The 18,182-nt window shown below is 59.2% G+C and carries 15 protein-coding genes; 7 read left to right on the top strand and 8 right to left on the bottom strand.

Annotation, left to right across the window (positions count from 1 at the left end):
* Positions 1-5 precede the first annotated feature (5 nt).
* The 4 genes from FE702_RS11485 to FE702_RS11470 form a co-directional block, all read right to left on the bottom strand.
* Entirely contained in the window at positions 6-296 is a 291-nt protein-coding gene (locus FE702_RS11485; protein WP_147126446.1) for a hypothetical protein, read from the bottom strand.
* 32 nt (positions 297-328) lie between these two features.
* Entirely contained in the window at positions 329-649 is a 321-nt protein-coding gene (locus tag FE702_RS11480) for an ElaB/YgaM/YqjD family protein (RefSeq protein WP_186827064.1), read from the bottom strand.
* An 84-nt stretch (positions 650-733) separates the two neighbouring features.
* Positions 734-1,552, bottom strand: a complete 819-nt coding sequence (locus tag FE702_RS11475; protein WP_147126444.1) for an LOG family protein — start codon at positions 1,550-1,552, stop codon at positions 734-736.
* A 108-nt stretch (positions 1,553-1,660) separates the two neighbouring features.
* A complete protein-coding gene (locus tag FE702_RS11470) occupies positions 1,661-3,232 on the bottom strand; it encodes a choice-of-anchor L domain-containing protein (protein WP_147126443.1) in 1,572 nt (523 codons plus the stop codon).
* A gap of 134 nt (positions 3,233-3,366) precedes the next feature.
* Here FE702_RS11470 and dapD point away from each other — a divergent pair, with 134 nt between their 5' ends.
* Positions 3,367-4,194, top strand: coding sequence for a 2,3,4,5-tetrahydropyridine-2,6-dicarboxylate N-succinyltransferase (gene dapD / locus FE702_RS11465; protein ID WP_147126442.1), 828 nt, complete (start codon positions 3,367-3,369; stop codon positions 4,192-4,194).
* Positions 4,195-4,216: 22 nt separating this feature from the next.
* Here dapD and FE702_RS11460 read toward each other — a convergent pair whose 3' ends face one another.
* On the bottom strand, positions 4,217-5,287 hold the full coding sequence (locus FE702_RS11460) for a transporter substrate-binding domain-containing protein (RefSeq protein WP_147126441.1): 1,071 nt from the start codon (positions 5,285-5,287) through the stop codon (positions 4,217-4,219).
* A gap of 153 nt (positions 5,288-5,440) precedes the next feature.
* On the opposite strand from FE702_RS11460, the gene FE702_RS11455 reads away from it, so the two are divergent.
* Complete coding sequence (locus FE702_RS11455) at positions 5,441-5,785, top strand: hypothetical protein (protein ID WP_147126440.1); 345 nt, start codon at positions 5,441-5,443, stop codon at positions 5,783-5,785.
* A gap of 9 nt (positions 5,786-5,794) precedes the next feature.
* Here FE702_RS11455 and FE702_RS11450 read toward each other — a convergent pair whose 3' ends face one another.
* Entirely contained in the window at positions 5,795-6,910 is a 1,116-nt protein-coding gene (locus FE702_RS11450) for a Hint domain-containing protein (protein ID WP_147126439.1), read from the bottom strand.
* Positions 6,911-6,918: 8 nt separating this feature from the next.
* Positions 6,919-8,499: a Hint domain-containing protein gene (locus FE702_RS11445; protein ID WP_147126438.1), complete on the bottom strand. Its 1,581-nt coding sequence runs from the start codon at positions 8,497-8,499 to the stop codon at positions 6,919-6,921.
* A gap of 253 nt (positions 8,500-8,752) precedes the next feature.
* On the opposite strand from FE702_RS11445, the gene dapE reads away from it, so the two are divergent.
* The 5 genes from dapE to FE702_RS11420 all read left to right on the top strand — a co-directional run bounded on the left by dapE (position 8,753) and on the right by FE702_RS11420 (position 14,607).
* Complete coding sequence (dapE, locus tag FE702_RS11440) at positions 8,753-9,916, top strand: succinyl-diaminopimelate desuccinylase (RefSeq protein WP_147126437.1); 1,164 nt, start codon at positions 8,753-8,755, stop codon at positions 9,914-9,916.
* Entirely contained in the window at positions 9,913-10,332 is a 420-nt protein-coding gene (locus FE702_RS11435) for a GNAT family N-acetyltransferase (RefSeq protein ID WP_147126436.1), read from the top strand. The genes dapE and FE702_RS11435 overlap by 4 nt, the downstream gene beginning before the upstream one ends.
* 20 nt (positions 10,333-10,352) lie before the next feature.
* Positions 10,353-10,907 (top strand): TIGR04282 family arsenosugar biosynthesis glycosyltransferase, encoded by a 555-nt coding sequence (locus tag FE702_RS11430; protein WP_147126823.1) that lies wholly within the window; start codon positions 10,353-10,355, stop codon positions 10,905-10,907.
* A gap of 124 nt (positions 10,908-11,031) precedes the next feature.
* Positions 11,032-13,284, top strand: a complete 2,253-nt coding sequence (gene rnr / locus FE702_RS11425) for a ribonuclease R (protein WP_147126435.1) — start codon at positions 11,032-11,034, stop codon at positions 13,282-13,284.
* A gap of 84 nt (positions 13,285-13,368) precedes the next feature.
* Positions 13,369-14,607, top strand: a complete 1,239-nt coding sequence (locus tag FE702_RS11420; RefSeq protein WP_147126434.1) for a lytic murein transglycosylase — start codon at positions 13,369-13,371, stop codon at positions 14,605-14,607.
* A gap of 317 nt (positions 14,608-14,924) precedes the next feature.
* Here FE702_RS11420 and FE702_RS11415 read toward each other — a convergent pair whose 3' ends face one another.
* Positions 14,925-18,041 (bottom strand): error-prone DNA polymerase, encoded by a 3,117-nt coding sequence (locus FE702_RS11415; RefSeq protein WP_147126433.1) that lies wholly within the window; start codon positions 18,039-18,041, stop codon positions 14,925-14,927.
* Between the last annotated feature and the right edge of the window lie 141 nt (positions 18,042-18,182).

Genomic DNA, 18,182 nt, shown 5'->3' with positions numbered 1-18,182 from the left:
GCCGATTAGTCCGGTTTTCGCGCTGCGCGGCCTTTCGAAAGCCCATCTACAAAAGCGGTGATCAGAGCTGTCATGTCGTCAGCCGGTGTGCGTTCATGTGATGTATCATCCCGTGTTTCGGGCTTGGCCAAGACCATGAGGCCCAGACCGAGGCACAGATAGCTCAGGCCAAAGATCAATCCGCTTGGGATGATGCCGTACATGTCGGCAAGTGACTGAAAGCCAACCCATGTCAAAAAGCCAAGGCCTGTCAGGATGCACAGGGCCCCAATAGCACCAAGCGCGCCACGTTTCATGGCGCGCTCCAATTTGTGACGGAATACCGACATTAGCGGCGCGCTGTCATGTAACCGATCAAGAACCCAAGACCCGCCGCGATCCCGAGTGTTGCGCCGGGGTTCTCGCGGGCCATGCGCTGGGCATTGCTGGCCCCGGCCTGCACAGCCTCAGCCGTATGGACGGCCATGTCAGAGGCGCCGTTGCTAACTTTGCGACCCATGTCCTGCGCGCGGCGCGTGATGTCCTGCACCTTTTCCTCGCCCATATCGGTCAAAGCTTGTGTGAGGGCTTCGACATCTTGGCGAAGAGCCGCGATTTCGTGGTTCAGGTCGTCTGGTTTGGCTTTGCCATTCGTTCCTGCGCGGGCCATTGGACACTCCTTCGGTTTGTGGGCGTTCGATGGCCGAAACGCACCACACCCCATCAGGTTCCACGGCTGCGCAGGTCTTTGCCGTTAGTCCTTGAACGTATCGATGATCTGCATGGCCTCATCCGCGGTTTCCACGAACTTGAACAGATCAAGGTCCTCCGGTGAGATCGTGCCGGCGTCACACAAGGCATCCCAGTTGATGATCTTTTCCCAAAACGCCCGCCCGAACAGAAGGAACGGGACACGCTCCATCCGCTGTGTCTGGATCAAGGTCAGCGCCTCGAACATCTCGTCCATGGTGCCAAAGCCGCCCGGAAACACGGTGATCGCCCGTGCACGCAGAAGGAAGTGCATCTTGCGCAGCGCAAAGTAGTGGAAGTTGAACGCCAGCTCGGGCGTCACATAAGCGTTTGGCGCTTGCTCGTGCGGCAAGACAATGTTCAGCCCGATTGAGCGGCCACCGGCCTCCATCGCGCCGCGATTGCCGGCTTCCATCACACCGGGGCCACCGCCGGTCACGATCACGTCGTCGCTCCCGCCGGTTTCGAGCGAGCGCTTTGTCATCAGGTGGGCAAACTTGCGGGCCTCTTCGTAGAAGCTGCTCAACTCAGCAAGCGTCTTGGTCCGCGCGGTATCTTTCTTGTCCGGCGACGGAATGCGGGCGCCTCCGAAGAGGACAATCGTCGACCTGACCCCTGCCTCGTCAAGAAGCATTTCGGGTTTCAACAGCTCCAGCTGAAGCCGAACAGGGCGCAACTCATCCCGGCACAGAAAGTCGTCATCTGCAAAGGCCAGGCGATATGCTGGTGATCGCGTCTGCGGGGTGTCGGGAATGTGCCGTGCGGTTTCCCGATCTTCGTGCGACGAACGCAGGGAATGAAGGCGTGTCTTGGCTGCGGCCACGAGTAAATCTCCTGAAAATCCTGGGCGCTCAGACTGACGATGCAGGCGTGGGGCGCAAGGGGGAAATTCAGGCCGGTTTGTGCGGTTGTCCTGCTGGGCTGCGGGCCATCAGGCCACGAGGCTTGCCTCGAAGCTGCGCAAGACTGGGCGTGCTGTAGGACCGTATCCTGTGCCGGTTGCCGGGTCGCAATCAGGGAAAAGGCGAAGGACCTCCTCGCGCGTTCCGGCATCAAAGCTGTTCAGGGTCTGTTGACCCGGATGGTAGCTCTCGGAAAAGACGCCGTCGGCCAAGATCACTTCGTGACGGTCAAACAGCAGGTGCAAGTAACACACGTCTCCGGGCCCCTCAGCCAAGGTCACGCCGGGTCGTCCCAGCAAATCCTTTGCCTTCACCAGTACTTCGGAGGTGCCAAAGTACAATTCGGCTTCTGGATTCTGAATTAGCAAGCGGTGCTGTTGAGACACCTCCAGGGATGGGTGTTCGTGACCCAAGCTATTTGCGGCGATCCGCACGGGCGCATTGGCGCCTTCACGGGGGCGAACCGACTGCCCGGTCCAACGCAGAACCTGCATGCCGTTGTCTCGGGTGAAGACGGCATCCCCGGGTTTCAACGCCTCGACCGGAATTTCGCCACGCATGGTCGCGATCATGGTTCCGCGTGTAAAACAGGGTGCAGTCGTCGTCAGATTGACGAAGGCCGTGTCTGTATTCCCGTTCTCGTCCTCGACCAAATACGAGAATACATCTGTACCCGCTTCATCCGTGGCTTTGATGCTGAGGGTGCCGTCATCATTTAGCGTGATGATTTCACCGGTGGGCAGTTCGACGGATTGGCCCGCCTTAACAGGCTGACCGTTGATGGCAGTGATTGTCAGCGTGCCACCAGCACTTGTCGCGTCGTTGTCCAGGACATCAAACGTTTCCGTCGTGTTTCCGACAATTTCGAAATCGTCATCTTCGGCAATCAGGGCGGTCTGGATAGAATCCCCGGCGATCAAAAGATTGGAATCGTAAATCCCGTCGCCTCCATCGGCGATGGCGATTTTGATCGTGTTTTCAGCCCCTGCTTCGACCGGCGCTTTCAGGGTCAAGGTGACCGTCAGGCCATCCATCTCGGTGTTGAATGGGTCTGTGTTGGCAGGGTTGTCCAGATAAAGGTTTTCGTTGCTGCCGGTGTTGATGTTGTTGATCGTGATGTCGCCATCACCAATGGCCAGTTCCGCCTTAACGCCGTTCACAAAGACCCCAACGGCGTCGTTGAATCCGGCGTTGACGTATTCAAGGTACTCTTCCGAGGAAAAGGTGATTTGCATCGTGAGGGTCTCACCCTCAGGGATGAACTTGGCTTCGAAGACGGCCGCGTCATAGGTTTTGCTGCCGGCGATTTCGTTTAGGTCTGAGTCGCCAGCAAGGCCGTGATCCGTCGAGGTGTCTGATGCGGAGTTGGCGTCGCCCGACGAGTTGGTGATGTCTTCGGCTTTGCCAGTCGATAGAATCACACCCGTATCTGATGGCGCCACACCTGGGATTGTTGCGTCCGCATCCGAGTATATGCCCGACGCCGATGCTGCGCCGGTGTAGCTGGCATCAATAATCTTGATCCCATTTCCGAACATGGCTTCTGCCATGTCTTTGGCTGAGGCGGTCGTGTTAATTGGCAGTTCGGATGCAATAGCCATAGGTATTTCGCTCCAGTCGAAAGCTCGGTTGGTGCGTAAGTGTCAAAGTGCGAGCAATAAAAATATGGTACGATTGAGTATCTCGCGGCGCAAAGGTATAGCGCAGCCGCTGAAGCAAAACCGGGATCGCGAAAATGTCGAATGAACAGCTTGAGACTGCTATCGAAGCCGCATGGGAGGCACGTGATACGATCACATCCGCTACAGCGGGTGAAACGCGGGAGGCGATCGAGGATACGCTGAACGCATTGGACAGCGGATCGCTGCGTGTTGCTGAAAAGCAGGACGACGGTAGCTGGCACGTGAACCAGTGGGCGAAGAAAGCCGTGCTCTTGGGTTTCCGCATCAAAGACATGGAACTGCAGGACGGTGGCCCGCAAGGCGGCGGCTGGTGGGACAAGGTCGACAGCAAATTCAAAGGCTGGGGCGACAATCAGTGGAAGGCTGCCGGCTTCCGCGCAGTGCCGAACTGTGTCGTGCGTAAATCGGCCTTTATCGCGCCAGGCGTGGTGCTGATGCCATCTTTCGTGAACCTCGGTGCCTATGTTGACGAAGGCACGATGGTCGATACTTGGGCGACCGTTGGCTCCTGCGCGCAAATCGGCAAGAACGTTCACCTGTCAGGCGGTGTCGGCATTGGCGGGGTTCTGGAACCCATGCAGGCTGGACCAACCATCATCGAAGACAATTGCTTCATCGGCGCGCGCTCTGAAGTCGTCGAAGGCTGCATCGTGCGCGAAGGCTCCGTCCTTGGCATGGGCGTCTTTATCGGCCAATCGACCAAGATCGTGGACCGTGAAACCGGCGAGGTCATGTATGGCGAAGTGCCGCCATATTCAGTCGTCGTTGCAGGGTCCATGCCGTCCAAGAACGGCATCAACCTGTATTGCGCGGTGATCGTGAAGCGCGTGGACGAACGCACCCGTTCCAAGACCGGGATCAACGAGTTGCTGCGCGACTAAGTCAGGCCTCGCAACCAGCCCCCTACGGCGCGCCGAACCATTTGAGTTGAAGCGCGTCGTAGGTTCCGTTTTCACGCAATCTCAGCAATGCCTGATTGATCTCATCCAAAAGGGGTGAGCCAGTCGGCAGCGCGATACCATAGTTCTCTGGCCGGTAGAGCCTGCCTGTGAGTTTGCCGATCCCGGCACCTTCTTGCTGTGTGTAGTAGGCAAGGATGGGGGCATCAAAGATCACTGCGTCGAGCGTGTTTGCTTCAAATGCTTCGATCAGCGGTTCCAGACCATCATACGCGATAAATGGGACATCCGCGTTCTGCAGGAATGCGGCGGCGGTTGCGCCTTGGATCGTGCCCACGCGTTTGCCGTTCAGATCGTCGATGTCGTTGATCGACGATTGCAATGCCTGAACCGTTGTTGCTGCCGTAATCTGGGCCACAAAGATCGACACGATGAAAAGAGATGACACTACGAGGATCACGGAGAAGACTCGACCGATGGCGCTTTGCGGTACGCGCTCTTCGAACCCGCCGTTGACCACAAGGTTCAGCGCCCACCAGAAGGATGGAAAGAGCGCCTGCTTGAACGGGCGGTCGAAATAGGGCTGTTTGTTGCGTTCAACGACCCACATCACCATGCCAACAACGAACAAGAGGCCAAGCGCCGCCAGTACAACAGTCGCGATTTGCCGGGTGAACAGCGCAGCTGCGATCCCGCTTTGGTCTTCGGAGAAAGGCACCATGATCCGCAGGCCGCTTCGGAAAATCGGCTGCGAGAAATCCATGACCGCTTCGCGCTCGGAGGTGATCGAGATATTGGCGACGGCCCCTTCGACTGTGCCGCTTTGAACCGCGGCAAGCATGTCGGAAAAGGTATCCCTGCGATCAAACACAACGTCGCGCTCTAACTCGGCTGCGATTTCAGAAAACAACTCGATGGAAAAACCCGTATGCCCACCATCAGCTGTTGGCATGGAAAACGGCGCGCGGGACACGGTCGTGATGGTCAAGGCATCGCTTTGGCCCATGCCAATTGTTGGCCACATCAGCAGGCTGATAAGCCACAAAACACGTCCCGCTCCAAAGAAACGACCCATATTTGCCTCTGATATCCGGACCCATGCCCCACCAAACACATTTGCGCAGGGTCCATTGGCGCAAAGTGGTATTTTCCATGGCAGGTTTGTGCGAGCCTGACTAGGGTCCCACTTGCTGAAATCAGCGTGACGCAAGGAAAATAGTCCAAACCGATGCCCGAAAAGACCAAGAGACCGCATTCCGTTTACACCCTGCTCATCGAAGTGGGCCGCAAACAGGGGGATGGATTGCCTGACGGATCAACCGGGGCGGCGCTTATGGCCTATGCGTCTGGCGTGGATGAGGCTGAGGCCGTCCGCGAGACTGTTGCCATCCTGAAACAAGCCGACCTCGCTCCGCTGGATGTGTCGGGATATGGTACGCTGGAGGAACGCTTGGCCGAAGGCCACGACATCAGCGACGATGAAAAAGGTCTGATGCAGCGTGCGCTGGACGAAAACAGTGTGATCATCGCCCAAATGACCCCGTTTTACGAAGACGCACCAAAGCGTCACTAGGCGGTTTGTTTATGCTGCCCGTGCGGCGTTCAGCGTTACCATCTCATAGCGCCGCGCCATCGGAAACGGCAGATCTCCGTGGTCGAATGCCAGCCCATCAGGCAGGTCCGCCAAAAGGGTGGTGGAGGCTGTCAGGCTGTTAGGGGACGCGGTGGGCAGGATCATGCTTTGGATGCCGACGGGGCCTTGCATGACTTCGACGGTGTCGAAGACCACCTGATAGTACGGCACGAGCGTGCGCTCAGCCCCGTGCGTCACGCAGCGCCCATCCAAAAGATGTGCAGCCCGCGCAAGAACCGCTTCGGACCCAAGAAGGTATTCCACGTCCGAGCCCGCCATCAAAAGATGTGCGGCGAAACTGACTTCGAAATCACGCTTGAGCCCGAAATAGGGCGCACACACCCGCAAAGGTGCAAGGCTTCCGCGCGCGGGAAGCATCCGGCGCAATAGGCGCAACGGCTGGGCGTATCGACCATCTTCCAACTGGATGGCGTCCTGCGGTGTCACCTTTGAAATCGGCTTTGGGCCACTCAAAGTCTGTAGAATTGTATGTCCTGTGATCGACGGCATCGGGCCCATGGCCTCGAACTGGTCGGACAGCGCGATAAATTCGACGCCGGGTTCGATGGTGGTCGAGTGACGTCCTTGGACCAGATCGGACAGATCGTCCCAGGGAATGGGACGTGGCGCGGGGATCAGAACCTGATCCAAATGCCCCGTTCCGGGTTGATAAAGGCCGAGAACGGCTGCCCGGCTTGCCGCGTCCCATGCATAAGAGACGCGAACGGTGTGGCCCTGTTCGCGAATGTCAGCGTTCAGCCGCCGGGTCCAAGACTGATCGTCGACGCGTAATGTCACCTCTAGCTGCGCGTTGGTGTGCATCTTGATGATGATTTCAAAACAGGACCGGCCTGCGCCATTGCGGGTTTGACCTTCAAAATCCAGCAACCGCCGCCGCACGGTAAAATGCGGGATTTCGGCTTCGAGCATGAGCGTGCCGCGTGTCGCAAGCGGTGTCTTGGGGCGGTTCAGGTATGCTGCTGCGGACGTCTTCGAGCCCAGCTGAGGCAGGCCGCCAAAATCGAATTCCGCTCCTATCCTGTCACACAGTCCGATCCAGCCCATACTTGCCCCTACGCTGACAGCAAAACTTGCGCTTCGTACTTGCGCAATGTGCGACGCGCAGCTGGCCCGTAACCCTGACCCGTCACCGGATCGAGTTCTGGAAAGATCGCACAGATCTCGGCCATCACTGCGGCATCAAAACAGTCCCTCGTCTGAGGACCCGGAAGAAAGCTTTCGGTCGCCAGCCCTTCGGAAAAGACAACCTGGTGGCGGTCGAACATGACGTGGACATAGGTGACTTCACCGCCTTCAAGGCGGCGGATGGATCGGTCGTTTACCAAATCCTTGGCAGCGACCAGCACCTCTTCTTCGCCGAACAAGAGTTGCGCGAGGCTGTCGCGGATCAGCACCCTGTGTTGCGGAGACACCATCAGTTCGCGGTGCTTGCCCAGCGCGTCCTCAGCAATGTGGATCGGGGCAAAACCGCCTTCGGCGGGAATGGTCCGCGTGCCGATCCAGCGCACAGGTTGCAGCCCGTCATCATGCGTTACCACAAGATCGTCGATGTTGAGCGTTTCGACCGGAATTTCACCGTTTTCCGTCAGGATCAGGGTCCCAGCTACAAAACAGGGAATTGTCGACAGGGTGACATAGCCGGTGTCCGAGTTGGTCCCGTCGGACATCGTGTAGGTGAACAGCGTGTCGCCAAGATCGCTGTCGGCTGTAATCGACAGCGTGCCATCGGGGTTCAACGTAACTGTTTCACCAGTCGACAACGTGACCGAATTGGGCAGACCCGTGTTTGGATCAATCGAAACAGCGTTGCCGTTGATATGTGTGATCGTCAGCGTCGCGCCGTTTGGCATCGTGTCATTCGCCAGGACGTCCAGAACCTTGGTCTGGTCGGCGAAGATATCCATGCTGTCATCATCTGCGATGACCCGTGTTTGGATCGAGTCGCCCGCGATCAGGACGCTACTGTCATAAGAACTGTCCGAGGCATCGGCGATGCCGATCCGGATGGTGTTCAGATCGCCATCATTCACGGGAATGGTCAGCGTCATCGTGATGGTGAAACCATCCATCTCGGTGTTGTACTGATCCTGCGTGTTATCCACGTACAGGTTCTGCGTGTTCACCGAGTTGATGTTTGTGACCGAGGTTTGCCCATTGCCGGGCGTGGCGTTCACGTAAGTGCCGTTGATCCAAACACCGAAAACGTCGTTGTAAACCGAGTTGATGTATTCGGGGTATTCGTCCGATGCGAAGACGAACTGCATCGTCATCGTATCGCCGTCGGGGATAAAGTCGATGTCTAGGTAGGACGCATCATAGGTGCTGCGGCCTGCAGCGGCGTTGAAGTCGGCGTTGTTGTTTTCGCCCTGCGTGTTTCCCGAACGGCTGTTTGACTGGTTCGATTGACCGCTTGAGTTGGTGAAATCGCGGACCCGACCGGTCGACAGGATAACGCCTGTATCGCTGGGCACCACGCCCGGCGAAGTGTTGTCGCCGCCCGAAAAGATACCCGAGCTTCGGTTGTCGCCAAAGTAATCGGCGTCGATGACCTGCACGCCATCTCCGAACATGGCATTCGCCATGGCGGTCGCATTTGCGCCCTCATTGATCGAAAGTTCAGATGCCTGAACCATGTCTGCCTCGTGTCGTCCTTAGGCAAACACAGACAAATGACGCGCGGAGCCCGCACGTTACGCATCTGAAAAAACTAGTGGACCTGCTCGATCCGTGCCCGCCTCAGGCATATTTTTTATTTTCGTGGCGATTTTTCGCCATCACGATCAAGGTACGAGATATCGTCACAGTTGCAAAGAACATTGTGCAATTTTGGCGGGAGTTGCGCGTAAGGGGCTTGAGGCTGTTGCATCCTTGCCCGAAAACACTTGCATGACAGACCTTGCTTTTCGCTCACCCGTTGACCCCGAAGCCCTGACCGCTGCGCTTGTGAGGTGCCCATCCGTGACACCCGAAGAAGGCGGCGCGCTTGAACTCTTGCAAGAGATGCTGGGCGCTGCCGGGTTCCTGTGCCGTCGGGTGGATCGGGGCGGGGTCTCCAACCTCTTTGCGCGGTGGGGCGAAAAGGGTCATGCGCGAACTTTCGGGTTCAACGGGCATACGGATGTCGTGCCGATTGGCGATGCTGCTGCATGGACCGTTGACCCATTTGGTGCCGAAGTGATCGACGGTTTCCTCTATGGACGCGGTTCTACAGATATGAAATCGGGCGTTGCCGCCTTCGCAGCCGCCGCGATTGATTTCGTATCGCAGACGCCGCCAGACGGCTCTGTGATCCTTACCATTACCGGCGACGAAGAGGGCGACGCCTATGACGGCACCACAGCCCTTCTGGATTGGATGGACGCTGAAAGCGAACAGATGTCCGTTTGCCTTGTCGGCGAACCGACAAGCCCAAATCACATGGGCGAGATGATGAAGATCGGGCGGCGCGGGTCCATGACAGCGTTCTTCACGGTGACCGGCGTTCAAGGGCACTCGGCCTATCCGCACCGCGCCAATAATCCGCTGCCTGCTTTGGTCCGATTGATGGACCAAATGGCGTCGCACACGCTGGATGAGGGAACCGAGCATTTCGATCCGTCTACGCTTGCGATTGTGACGGTGGACACCGGCAACCCGGCTACGAATGTCATCCCAGCCGAATGCCGCGCGACGGTAAATATCCGGTTCAACGATTCCCATTCCGGAGCGTCCTTGACCGAATGGATGCAAGGTCTGGTCGATTCAGCCGCCGCCGAATACGGCGTGTCGATCGACATGCAGGTGAAGGTATCTGGCGAAAGCTTTCTGACACCACCGGGGGATTTTTCCGACATGGTCGCGCGGGCGGTCCAGACGGAAACCAATCAGGTCCCGGAACTGTCGACCAGTGGCGGAACCTCGGACGCGCGCTTTGTCAAAGATCACTGTCCGGTGGTTGAATTCGGCCTCGTCGGGAAGACCATGCATCAGGTCGATGAACGGGTCGAAGTCGCCCAGATCCATCAATTGAAGTCGATCTATACCCGCATCCTTCAGGACTATTTTTCGTGAATCTGACCGTCGCACCAACTGATGACATCGCCACCTGTCAGGACCTGCGCCGCATTGTCTTTATCGAAGAGCAAGGTGTGTCAGCGGCCGATGAGAGGGACGGCAAAGATGGCGAGGCCCTGCACGTCATCGCGCATCTGGATGGTGAGCCCATTGGCACTGCACGGGTTCTGCCATTTGGCACCACTGCCAAGATCGGTCGGGTCTGCGTGCTGCCGGATGCCCGCGGCTCCGGTGCAGGCGTGGCTTTGATCGAGGCCTGCCACGAGATGGCGCGCATGTCCGGCGCGACGCGCGCGATACTTGGCGCGCAATTGTCGGCCTTGGGCTTTTACGAACGGCTTGGCTACCGCGCCTATGGCGAAGTCTTTGACGACGCGGGCATCGACCATCGCATGATGGAACTTGGGCTGTGAGACGTCCTTACCTTGTTGTCATGTTGAAAGAGCCGCATCCGGGCCGTGTCAAAACCCGGTTGGGGCGTTCGATTGGGATGACGGCCGCAGCATGGTGGTTTCGCCATCAGACCCGTCGCCTGATCCGTCGGCTAGAAGATCCACGCTGGGACCTTGTTCTGGCGGTAGCGCCTGATCGCGAAGGCATGGAGAGCCGCATCTGGCCTGAACATTTGCCGCGTATGCCGCAGGGGGCTGGCGATCTTGGCGACCGCATGGCGCGTGTCTTCCGTTCGATGCCGCCGGGACCGGTGTGCATTGTTGGGGCGGACATTCCCGGCATCGGGCCACAGGAAGTTGCGCGCGCCTTTCGTGCGCTTGGCTCGTCGGATGCCGTGTTCGGCCCCGCGCCGGATGGGGGCTATTGGCTGATCGGTTTGAAGCGGGTGGCTGCCGTGCCTGCTACCCTGTTTGATGGCGTGCGTTGGTCCACCGAACACGCGCTCGCAGATACCCGCGTGAGCCTACCGGGCCTGCGCATCGCTTTGGTTGATGAATTGCGCGACGTGGATGAAGTGACGGATTTACCGCAGTAGAGACAGGCCCCGGCCTTGATCCGGCGCCTCGGCTCGCAAGCGGCACACTCAATTCTCCGAGGTCCCGCGCACCAACTGCGCGCTGCCACTTCCTGCGCCTCGCACCCTATGCTAGCCGTTGCCCATGGCAAAGCTCCCTTCCCGTGACGAGGTCCTTGAGTGGATTTCAGAAAACCCCACCCGCGCCTCGAAACGGGACATCGCAAAGGCCTTTGGCATCAAGGGCGCGGCGCGAATTGACCTAAAGCGCCTTCTGAAAGAGCTTGAGGCCGAAGGTCACCTTGAGAAGCGCAAAAAGACTTATCGCGACCCGGACCGCTTACCGCCGGTTTCGGTTCTGCAGGTGACTGCGCCGACTTCGGATGGTGACCTCATGGCCCGCCCGATGGAGTGGGAAGGCGACGGTCCAGAGCCACGCGTCCTGTTGATCCCGCGTGCCTCTGATCCTGCATTGGGTGAAGGCGACCGGATCCTTGCGCGCCTGCAGGAGGTCAAAGGCGAAGAGCACCATTACGAAGGTCGCTTGATCCGTCGCATCGGCACAAATCCACGCCGAATCCTTGGCGTCTTTCGCAAAGGTGCCGAGGGCGGACGCGTGGTACCCATCGACAAAAAGTCCAACCTTGAATGGATGGTTCCCGCAGGGGCAACCCACGGAGCCAAAGACGGCGAACTGATCGAGGCCGAGCAATCTGGTCCGAAGGCGCGCATGGGGCTGCCCAAGGCACGTATCGTGGCACGGCTGGGGGACCCAAGCGCGCCCAAGGCCGTATCCCTGATTGCCATCCACCAACATGGCATCCCCGATGACTTCCCAGACGATGTCATCGCCCAAGCTGACGCCGCAAAACCTGCACCCAAAGCCAAGCGCACAGACCTGACCGACCTGCCGTTGATCACCATTGACCCGGCAGATGCCCGCGACCACGATGACGCCTGTTGCGCCATCCCGGATGAGGACGTCAAGAACCCCGGCGGCTTCCACCTGTGGGTCGCCATCGCCGATGTCGCCCACTACGTTCGCCCCGGTTCTGCGCTGGATCGCGAGGCCCGAAAACGAGGGAACTCGACGTATTTCCCTGACCGTGTTGTGCCGATGTTGCCTGACCGTCTGTCAGGGGATCTCTGTTCCCTGCACGAAGGTGTCACGCGCCCCTGCCTTGCTGTGAAAATCACAATCGACACGCATGGCCAGAAACTTCGCCATGAGTTCAAGCGCGGGCTCATGCGTTCGCCTGCGTCCCTGTCCTATGAAGAGGCGCAGGCCGCGGTTGACGGCGACCCAACCGAACGCGCTGCGCCCTTGGTCGATGATGTTCTCAAACCGCTCTTTGCGGCCTATGCGGCGCTAAAAACCGCGCGGGAGGCGCGTCAACCGCTGGACCTCGACCTACCGGAACGCCGCATCGAGCTGGCAGATGATGGCCGGGTCACGTCGGTCAACTTCCGGGACCGCTTCGACGCGCACAAGCTGATCGAAGAGTTCATGGTTCTGGCCAATGTCTGCGCGGCTGAAACGCTGATCGCGAAACGCTCACCTTTGCTGTTCCGGGTTCATGAGGAACCCAGCCCCGAGAAACTGGAAGCCCTGCGCGAAACGGCGGGGTCCATCGGTTTAACACTGGCCAAAGGACAGGTCCTGCAAACCCGTCACCTGAACACTCTGCTGAATGCCGCGGCAGGAACAGACCATGCCGAGATGATAAACCTGACGACACTTCGGTCCATGACGCAGGCATATTACAGCCCCGAAAACTTCGGGCATTTCGGCCTCGCCCTGGCAAATTATGCGCATTTCACATCCCCGATCCGGCGCTATTCCGACCTGATCGTGCACCGGTCGCTGATTTTGGCGCACGGTTGGGGCGATGATGGACTTGGCCCGGACGACGTTGAACGGCTCGAGGCCACCGCCGCCCATATCAGCGACACGGAACGCCGCTCAATGCTCGCGGAACGTGATACAACGGATCGCTACCTTGCCGCCTACCTGTCGGAACGTGTCGGCAGTGAAATGACTGGCCGCATCTCAGGCATCGCGCGCTTTGGGGTCTTCGTGAAGCTCGACGAAACAGGTGCAGATGGCCTCGTTCCCATGCGCGAATTGGGTAATGAGTATTTCCATTATGACCCTGACACGACATCCCTGCGCGGTGCTGATACGGGCCGTGAAATTGTGCTCGGCCAGATCGTGACCGTCCGCATAGCCGAAGCCGTGCCTGTCACCGGCGGCCTGTTGTTCGAATTGATCGAAATCGACGGCGCGATGCCGAGCAAGGGACCAGACCGCCGTCGCGGCAAGCCGCCCAAGCGCAAATTGGGCCGCGCCAAGGCCAAAGGCAAAAAGGTTCGCAAGGTCCAGCGCCGCCGACGCTAGGCTGGGCGGAAGTTTGCAAGGTCATGAATTTCTCCGCTGACACCACCCTCGCTTCGCTTACCATACCGAGTAGGAGGGTGTGTTATGCGGTTGGTGTTTGGTTTGGTGATGTGTCTTGGATTGCTCGCCTGCGGTCCGGGTGTCAGCACACCGTCGCAACCGAGGCCATCTGAGATGCGCGTGTCGGCTGCCACTCAAGCTGCCTTTGACCGCTGGGTCGCCGCATTCAAGCCACGCGCGGGGGCCAAAGGCGTTTCTGAGCGGACGCTGACACGGGCCTTTGCAAATGTCCGCTATCGGCCTGACGTCGTGCAGAAAGACCGCAATCAGGCCGAATTCGCTTTGCCGATCTGGGATTACCTTGCACTGACCGGATCACCTGAACGCATTGCCAAAGGCAAAGCCGCCCTGCGCAAACACGCGCGCGTTCTGGATCAGATCGAAGCCCGCTACGGGGTCGAAAAAGAGGTCGTCGTGGCCGTCTGGGGGGTCGAAACTCGCTACGGAGAGACCCGTGGTGATATCCCTGTTATCGACGCGCTCTCGACACTGGCTTTTGACGGTCGCCGCGGCGCATTTTTCGAAGCGCAGTTGGTCGAAGCCCTGAAAATTCTGCAACGCGGTGACATCACGCCCGCCGCCATGCAAGGCTCCTGGGCCGGGGCCATGGGGCACACTCAATTCATTCCAACCTCGTTTCAGGCATATGCCGTGGACTTTGACGGCGACGGCCGCCGCGACATCTGGGATGACAACCCGGTCGATGCACTCGCTTCGACGGCGGCTTATCTGGCGCGGTTTGGATGGAACAAAGACGTGCCATGGGGCGTCGAGGTCACTTTGGCACCGGGCACCGACACCTCGCTTGCCGGCAAGTCGCGCAGACTGACACCTGCCCAATGGGCCGCGCGCGGTGTGCGTGGGTTGAATGGGCAGGCGGTACCGGATTACGGTCCCGCCTCCTTGCTGTTGCCTGCCGGTGCGAATGGACCGGGGTTCTTGATCTTTGACAACTTCATCACACTGTCGCGCTACAACGCGGCGGATGCCTATGTGATGGGCGTGGGCCACTTGTCTGACCGGCTGAAGGGGAAACGCGCCATCCAAGGCCGATGGCCTATCGGAGATCGCGCGCTCAACCGTGCAGAGCGCACGGAAATGCAACGCCGGCTCACCCGCGCTGGATTTTCCACTCAAGGCAGCGACGGTCTGATCGGTCCGAACACGACAAACGCCATCCGTGCCTACCAATCTGCACGTGGGCTTAAGGTGGATGGCTACGCGTCACTTGCGCTCCTGCAACGCTTGCGTAGAGGGCTCTGACCCTGCGCGGGATGTCACGGGGCCGATTGAGTATTTTTGAAACATAGAAGGGCCAGGGTAACGCCCTGTTAACTTTGTCCCGCCACTCTGGTCAGGCAGTACAGGCAGGAGTGCCGATGGCTGTAAACGTAGAAGGAAAGAGGTGCGCGATCCAGTTTCTGGCACCGCACCGGGTGACGTATGTCATCAGTGCCAGCGCTTAATCCTTCTATGTTTTCCAAATACTCGCGCCGCAGGCTTGGATTACCGCGAAGCGGCCTCGCTTTGGTCATAGCCAGCAAAGCTGGCGAAGAGGGAGGCGGGCGGGGTCGCCCTATTTAGCGATTTGCAATGCGCAGTCCCTGGTCGCGGGGATGAACCATGCCGACCCTGTTCTCGGCGATTTTGCGCAAGGGTTGTGTCTGTGGCCCTTCATACCCCGGACCGTGCCCGTTGCGCCGGTCCCACATATCCGTCCGCCCCGGTTGCAATGCTGCGCGTGCGTCACGGTGGCTGCCCACAAGCGTAAGTTCCGGTCTTTTGCCCAGTCCCTTGGTCAACCGGTGTCGCAACAATTCTACCGGGTGTTTGCGCAGGGTCATGCGCATTGCGACGTAATCCTCCACGACCTCTTCGCCTTCGGTCATCTTCGGCAAATGGACCTGCGGTTCGCCTACGATCTCATCCTCCAGATCCCCCGAGAACAGAGGCATGGGCGACGTGCCCACCAGAGCCTTCGCCTCCCAGATCGCGGCGCGGCGGGACAGGCCCAGACTGGCAAAGGCATCTGCCTCGGCCAAAAGCTGGATCGACGCCGCAGGGATCGCGGCTTTGCGCCAGACATCATGGATGTCGCTATAGCCATTGCCCCGGCAGAGCTCGATCCGGTCCGCGTCGCTTTCGGTCATGGATTTCAGTTGCCGGAAGCCAAGCCGCAGCGCCAGCGTTCCATCTGCCTGACGCTCCATCAGGTTGTCCCACGCGCTGTTGTTGATGCAGATCGGCAGGACGGTGACCCCGTGTTCCCGCGCATCGCGCACGATCTGGGCGGGCGCGTAGAACCCCATGGGCTGCGCATTGAGCAGCGCGCAGGCAAAGATGCCGGGATGGTGGCACTTCATCCACGCAGAGACATAGACCAACAGCGCGAAGGACGCCGCATGGCTTTCCGGAAAGCCATATGATCCGAACCCTTCGATCTGGGAAAAGCACCGCTCCGAGAAGGCTTCATCATAGCCATTGGCGGCCATGCCCTTCATAAACCGGTCCCGGAATTCGCTGACATTGCCGTGCTTCTTGAATGTCGCCAGAGACCGCCGCAGCCGGTCGGATTCATCTGGTGTGAACCCCGCCCCCACGATGGCTATTTGCATCGCCTGTTCCTGAAACAGCGGCACACCCAGCGTCTTGCCCAGTACATCGCCAAGAGCGTCTGAGGGGAAGCTGACCTCTTCCTCTCCGTTTCGGCGGCGGATGAACGGATGCACCATGTCACCCTGAATGGGCCCGGGACGGATGATGGCGACCTGAATGACCAGATCGTAAAACTGGCGCGGTTTCATGCGCGGCAGGAAGTTCATCTGCGCCCGGCTTTCAACCTGAAACACGCCAAGGCTGTCGGCCTTGCAGAGCATGTCATAGGTGGCAGTGTCGTCTTCGGAGATGGTGGCCAGTGTCAGACGTTCCCCATGATGTTCGTCGATCAGGTTAAACGCCTTGCGGATGCAGGACAGCATGCCAAGCGCCAGAACATCAACCTTCAGTATCCCCAGACTGTCGATGTCATCCTTGTCCCAACAGATGACGGTGCGGTCCTCCATCGTCGCATTCTCAATCGGGACCAGCTCATCCAGTCGCCCTTCGGTGATGATGAACCCGCCCACATGCTGGGATAGGTGGCGGGGGAAACCGATGATCTCGTAAATCAACTCCAGTGCCTGCACGAGGCGGCGGTCGGTGGGGTCCAGTCCAATCTCGCGCATGCGGTGATCCTCCAGCCCGTTGGCCGAGAAAAACCCCCAGAGCTGCGAGGACATCGCGCTGATTGTGTCGTCACTCAGCCCCATGGCGCGGCCGACCTCGCGCACAGCGCGTTTGCCACGGTAGTGGATCACCGTCGCGCACAGGCCCGCGCGGTGGCGACCATAGCGTTCGTAAATGTGCTGAATGACCTCCTCGCGGCGTTCATGTTCGAAATCGACATCGATATCCGGCGGTTCATTCCGCGCTTCGGATACGAACCGCTCGAACACCATGGTGCCCAATTCGGGACTGACCGAGGTCACACCCAGACAATAGCAGACGACCGAATTCGCTGCAGACCCGCGCCCCTGACACAGGATACCCTGCGCCCGTGCATAGGCCACGACATCGCGAACGGTCAGAAAGTAGGGTTCGTATTTCAGCTTTCCGATCAGGGTCAGCTCATGCTCCAAGAGCCGCTTGACCTTGTCCGTTGCGCCATTGGGATAGCGCCAATGCATGCCTTCATAGGCCAGACGGCGCAAACGTTCGCCAGGGGTCTCTGAGCCCACAGCCTCGGAAGGGTATTCATAGCGCAGTTCATCGAGTGAGAATTGCAGCGCCGCTTCCACCGTTTGTGTGTTTGCGACGGCCTCTGGAAAGCGGTGAAACAATTGCGCCATCTCTACCGCGCTGCGCAGGCGCTGCTCGCCATTGGCCTGCGCTTCGGCTCCCAACTCATCAACGCGGCAGCTCAGCCGGACAGCGCTCAGGACATCGGTCAACCTGCGCCGGGCGCCGTGATGCATCATCGGCAGACCAGAGGCGACAGGGGGCAGGCCCAGATCATGCGCCAGTTCATAAAGCCGTCGCAGGCGTGCGGGATCGACCCCGTCATAGCGCGGAGCCATGATCAGATAGGTATCTTCAGCAGAGCGGCGCGTCAGCCGTTCCACGGTTTGTCGCCATCCGCCCGCGCCGCGTTCATCGCGCAGCGCCTCTGGCGGATGGATCAAAAGCGTCAGCCCGCCACGAAACTCTTCAAGATCCTTCAGGTCCAGATGGCACGTCCCTTTGTCCGCAGCCAACCGCCCCTCAGAGATCAACCTGCACAGGTTACCCCACCCCTTGCGGTGCCGTGGCAGGGCCGTGACCGTGAACCCGCAGCTCAACACGATCCTCGCTGCCGGGATCAGGCGGGGGGTGGCATAAATATCGGCAGAAGGCGGTGCAGGAATAGCGTCGGGACAGGGGGGGCCGATCAACCCATGTTCGGCATCCCAATCCCGCCGAATTTTGACGCGGCGCGCAATCTCTCGCGCCTCTGTATGCGCGCGCACGATCCCGGCGACCGAATTTTCATCGGCGATCGCTAAGGCAGACATGCCCAGAATGGCCGCCCGCCGCATGTATTCCTCCGGGTGCGATCCCCCGGTTAGGAATGTGAAATTCGACGTGGCAGATAGTTCCGTGAATGGGGAGATCGTGTCCATGGCCGCCCTTGGGAATCACCTCTCGGACCGACATTGTTCACATTTTGTTCTCATTTATCAACCGCTCCAAATTTGGCAGCGTCGGAGCCTCCGGCGGGAGTATTTTTGAAACATAGAAGGATGGTGTGCCGCGCATTCTGG

Origin of the sequence: Shimia ponticola (genome assembly GCF_007995215.1) — a bacterium.
Taxonomy (GTDB): domain Bacteria; phylum Pseudomonadota; class Alphaproteobacteria; order Rhodobacterales; family Rhodobacteraceae; genus Shimia_B; species Shimia_B ponticola.
Note: the sequence above shows the minus strand (reverse complement) of the source record. Positions and strands in the feature narration are given on the sequence as shown.

Coding starts and splice junctions, on each gene's coding strand:
- FE702_RS11485 (WP_147126446.1), bottom strand. CDS start 296: ATGAAACGTGGCGCGCTTGGTGCTATTGGGGCCCTGTGCATCCTGACA.
- FE702_RS11480 (WP_186827064.1), bottom strand. CDS start 649: ATGGCCCGCGCAGGAACGAATGGCAAAGCCAAACCAGACGACCTGAAC.
- FE702_RS11470 (WP_147126443.1), bottom strand. CDS start 3,232: ATGGCTATTGCATCCGAACTGCCAATTAACACGACCGCCTCAGCCAAA.
- dapD (WP_147126442.1), top strand. CDS start 3,367: ATGTCGAATGAACAGCTTGAGACTGCTATCGAAGCCGCATGGGAGGCA.
- FE702_RS11460 (WP_147126441.1), bottom strand. CDS start 5,287: ATGGGTCGTTTCTTTGGAGCGGGACGTGTTTTGTGGCTTATCAGCCTG.
- FE702_RS11455 (WP_147126440.1), top strand. CDS start 5,441: ATGCCCGAAAAGACCAAGAGACCGCATTCCGTTTACACCCTGCTCATC.
- FE702_RS11450 (WP_147126439.1), bottom strand. CDS start 6,910: ATGGGCTGGATCGGACTGTGTGACAGGATAGGAGCGGAATTCGATTTT.
- FE702_RS11445 (WP_147126438.1), bottom strand. CDS start 8,499: ATGGTTCAGGCATCTGAACTTTCGATCAATGAGGGCGCAAATGCGACC.
- dapE (WP_147126437.1), top strand. CDS start 8,753: ATGACAGACCTTGCTTTTCGCTCACCCGTTGACCCCGAAGCCCTGACC.
- FE702_RS11430 (WP_147126823.1), top strand. CDS start 10,353: ATGTTGAAAGAGCCGCATCCGGGCCGTGTCAAAACCCGGTTGGGGCGT.
- rnr (WP_147126435.1), top strand. CDS start 11,032: ATGGCAAAGCTCCCTTCCCGTGACGAGGTCCTTGAGTGGATTTCAGAA.
- FE702_RS11420 (WP_147126434.1), top strand. CDS start 13,369: ATGCGGTTGGTGTTTGGTTTGGTGATGTGTCTTGGATTGCTCGCCTGC.
- FE702_RS11415 (WP_147126433.1), bottom strand. CDS start 18,041: ATGGACACGATCTCCCCATTCACGGAACTATCTGCCACGTCGAATTTC.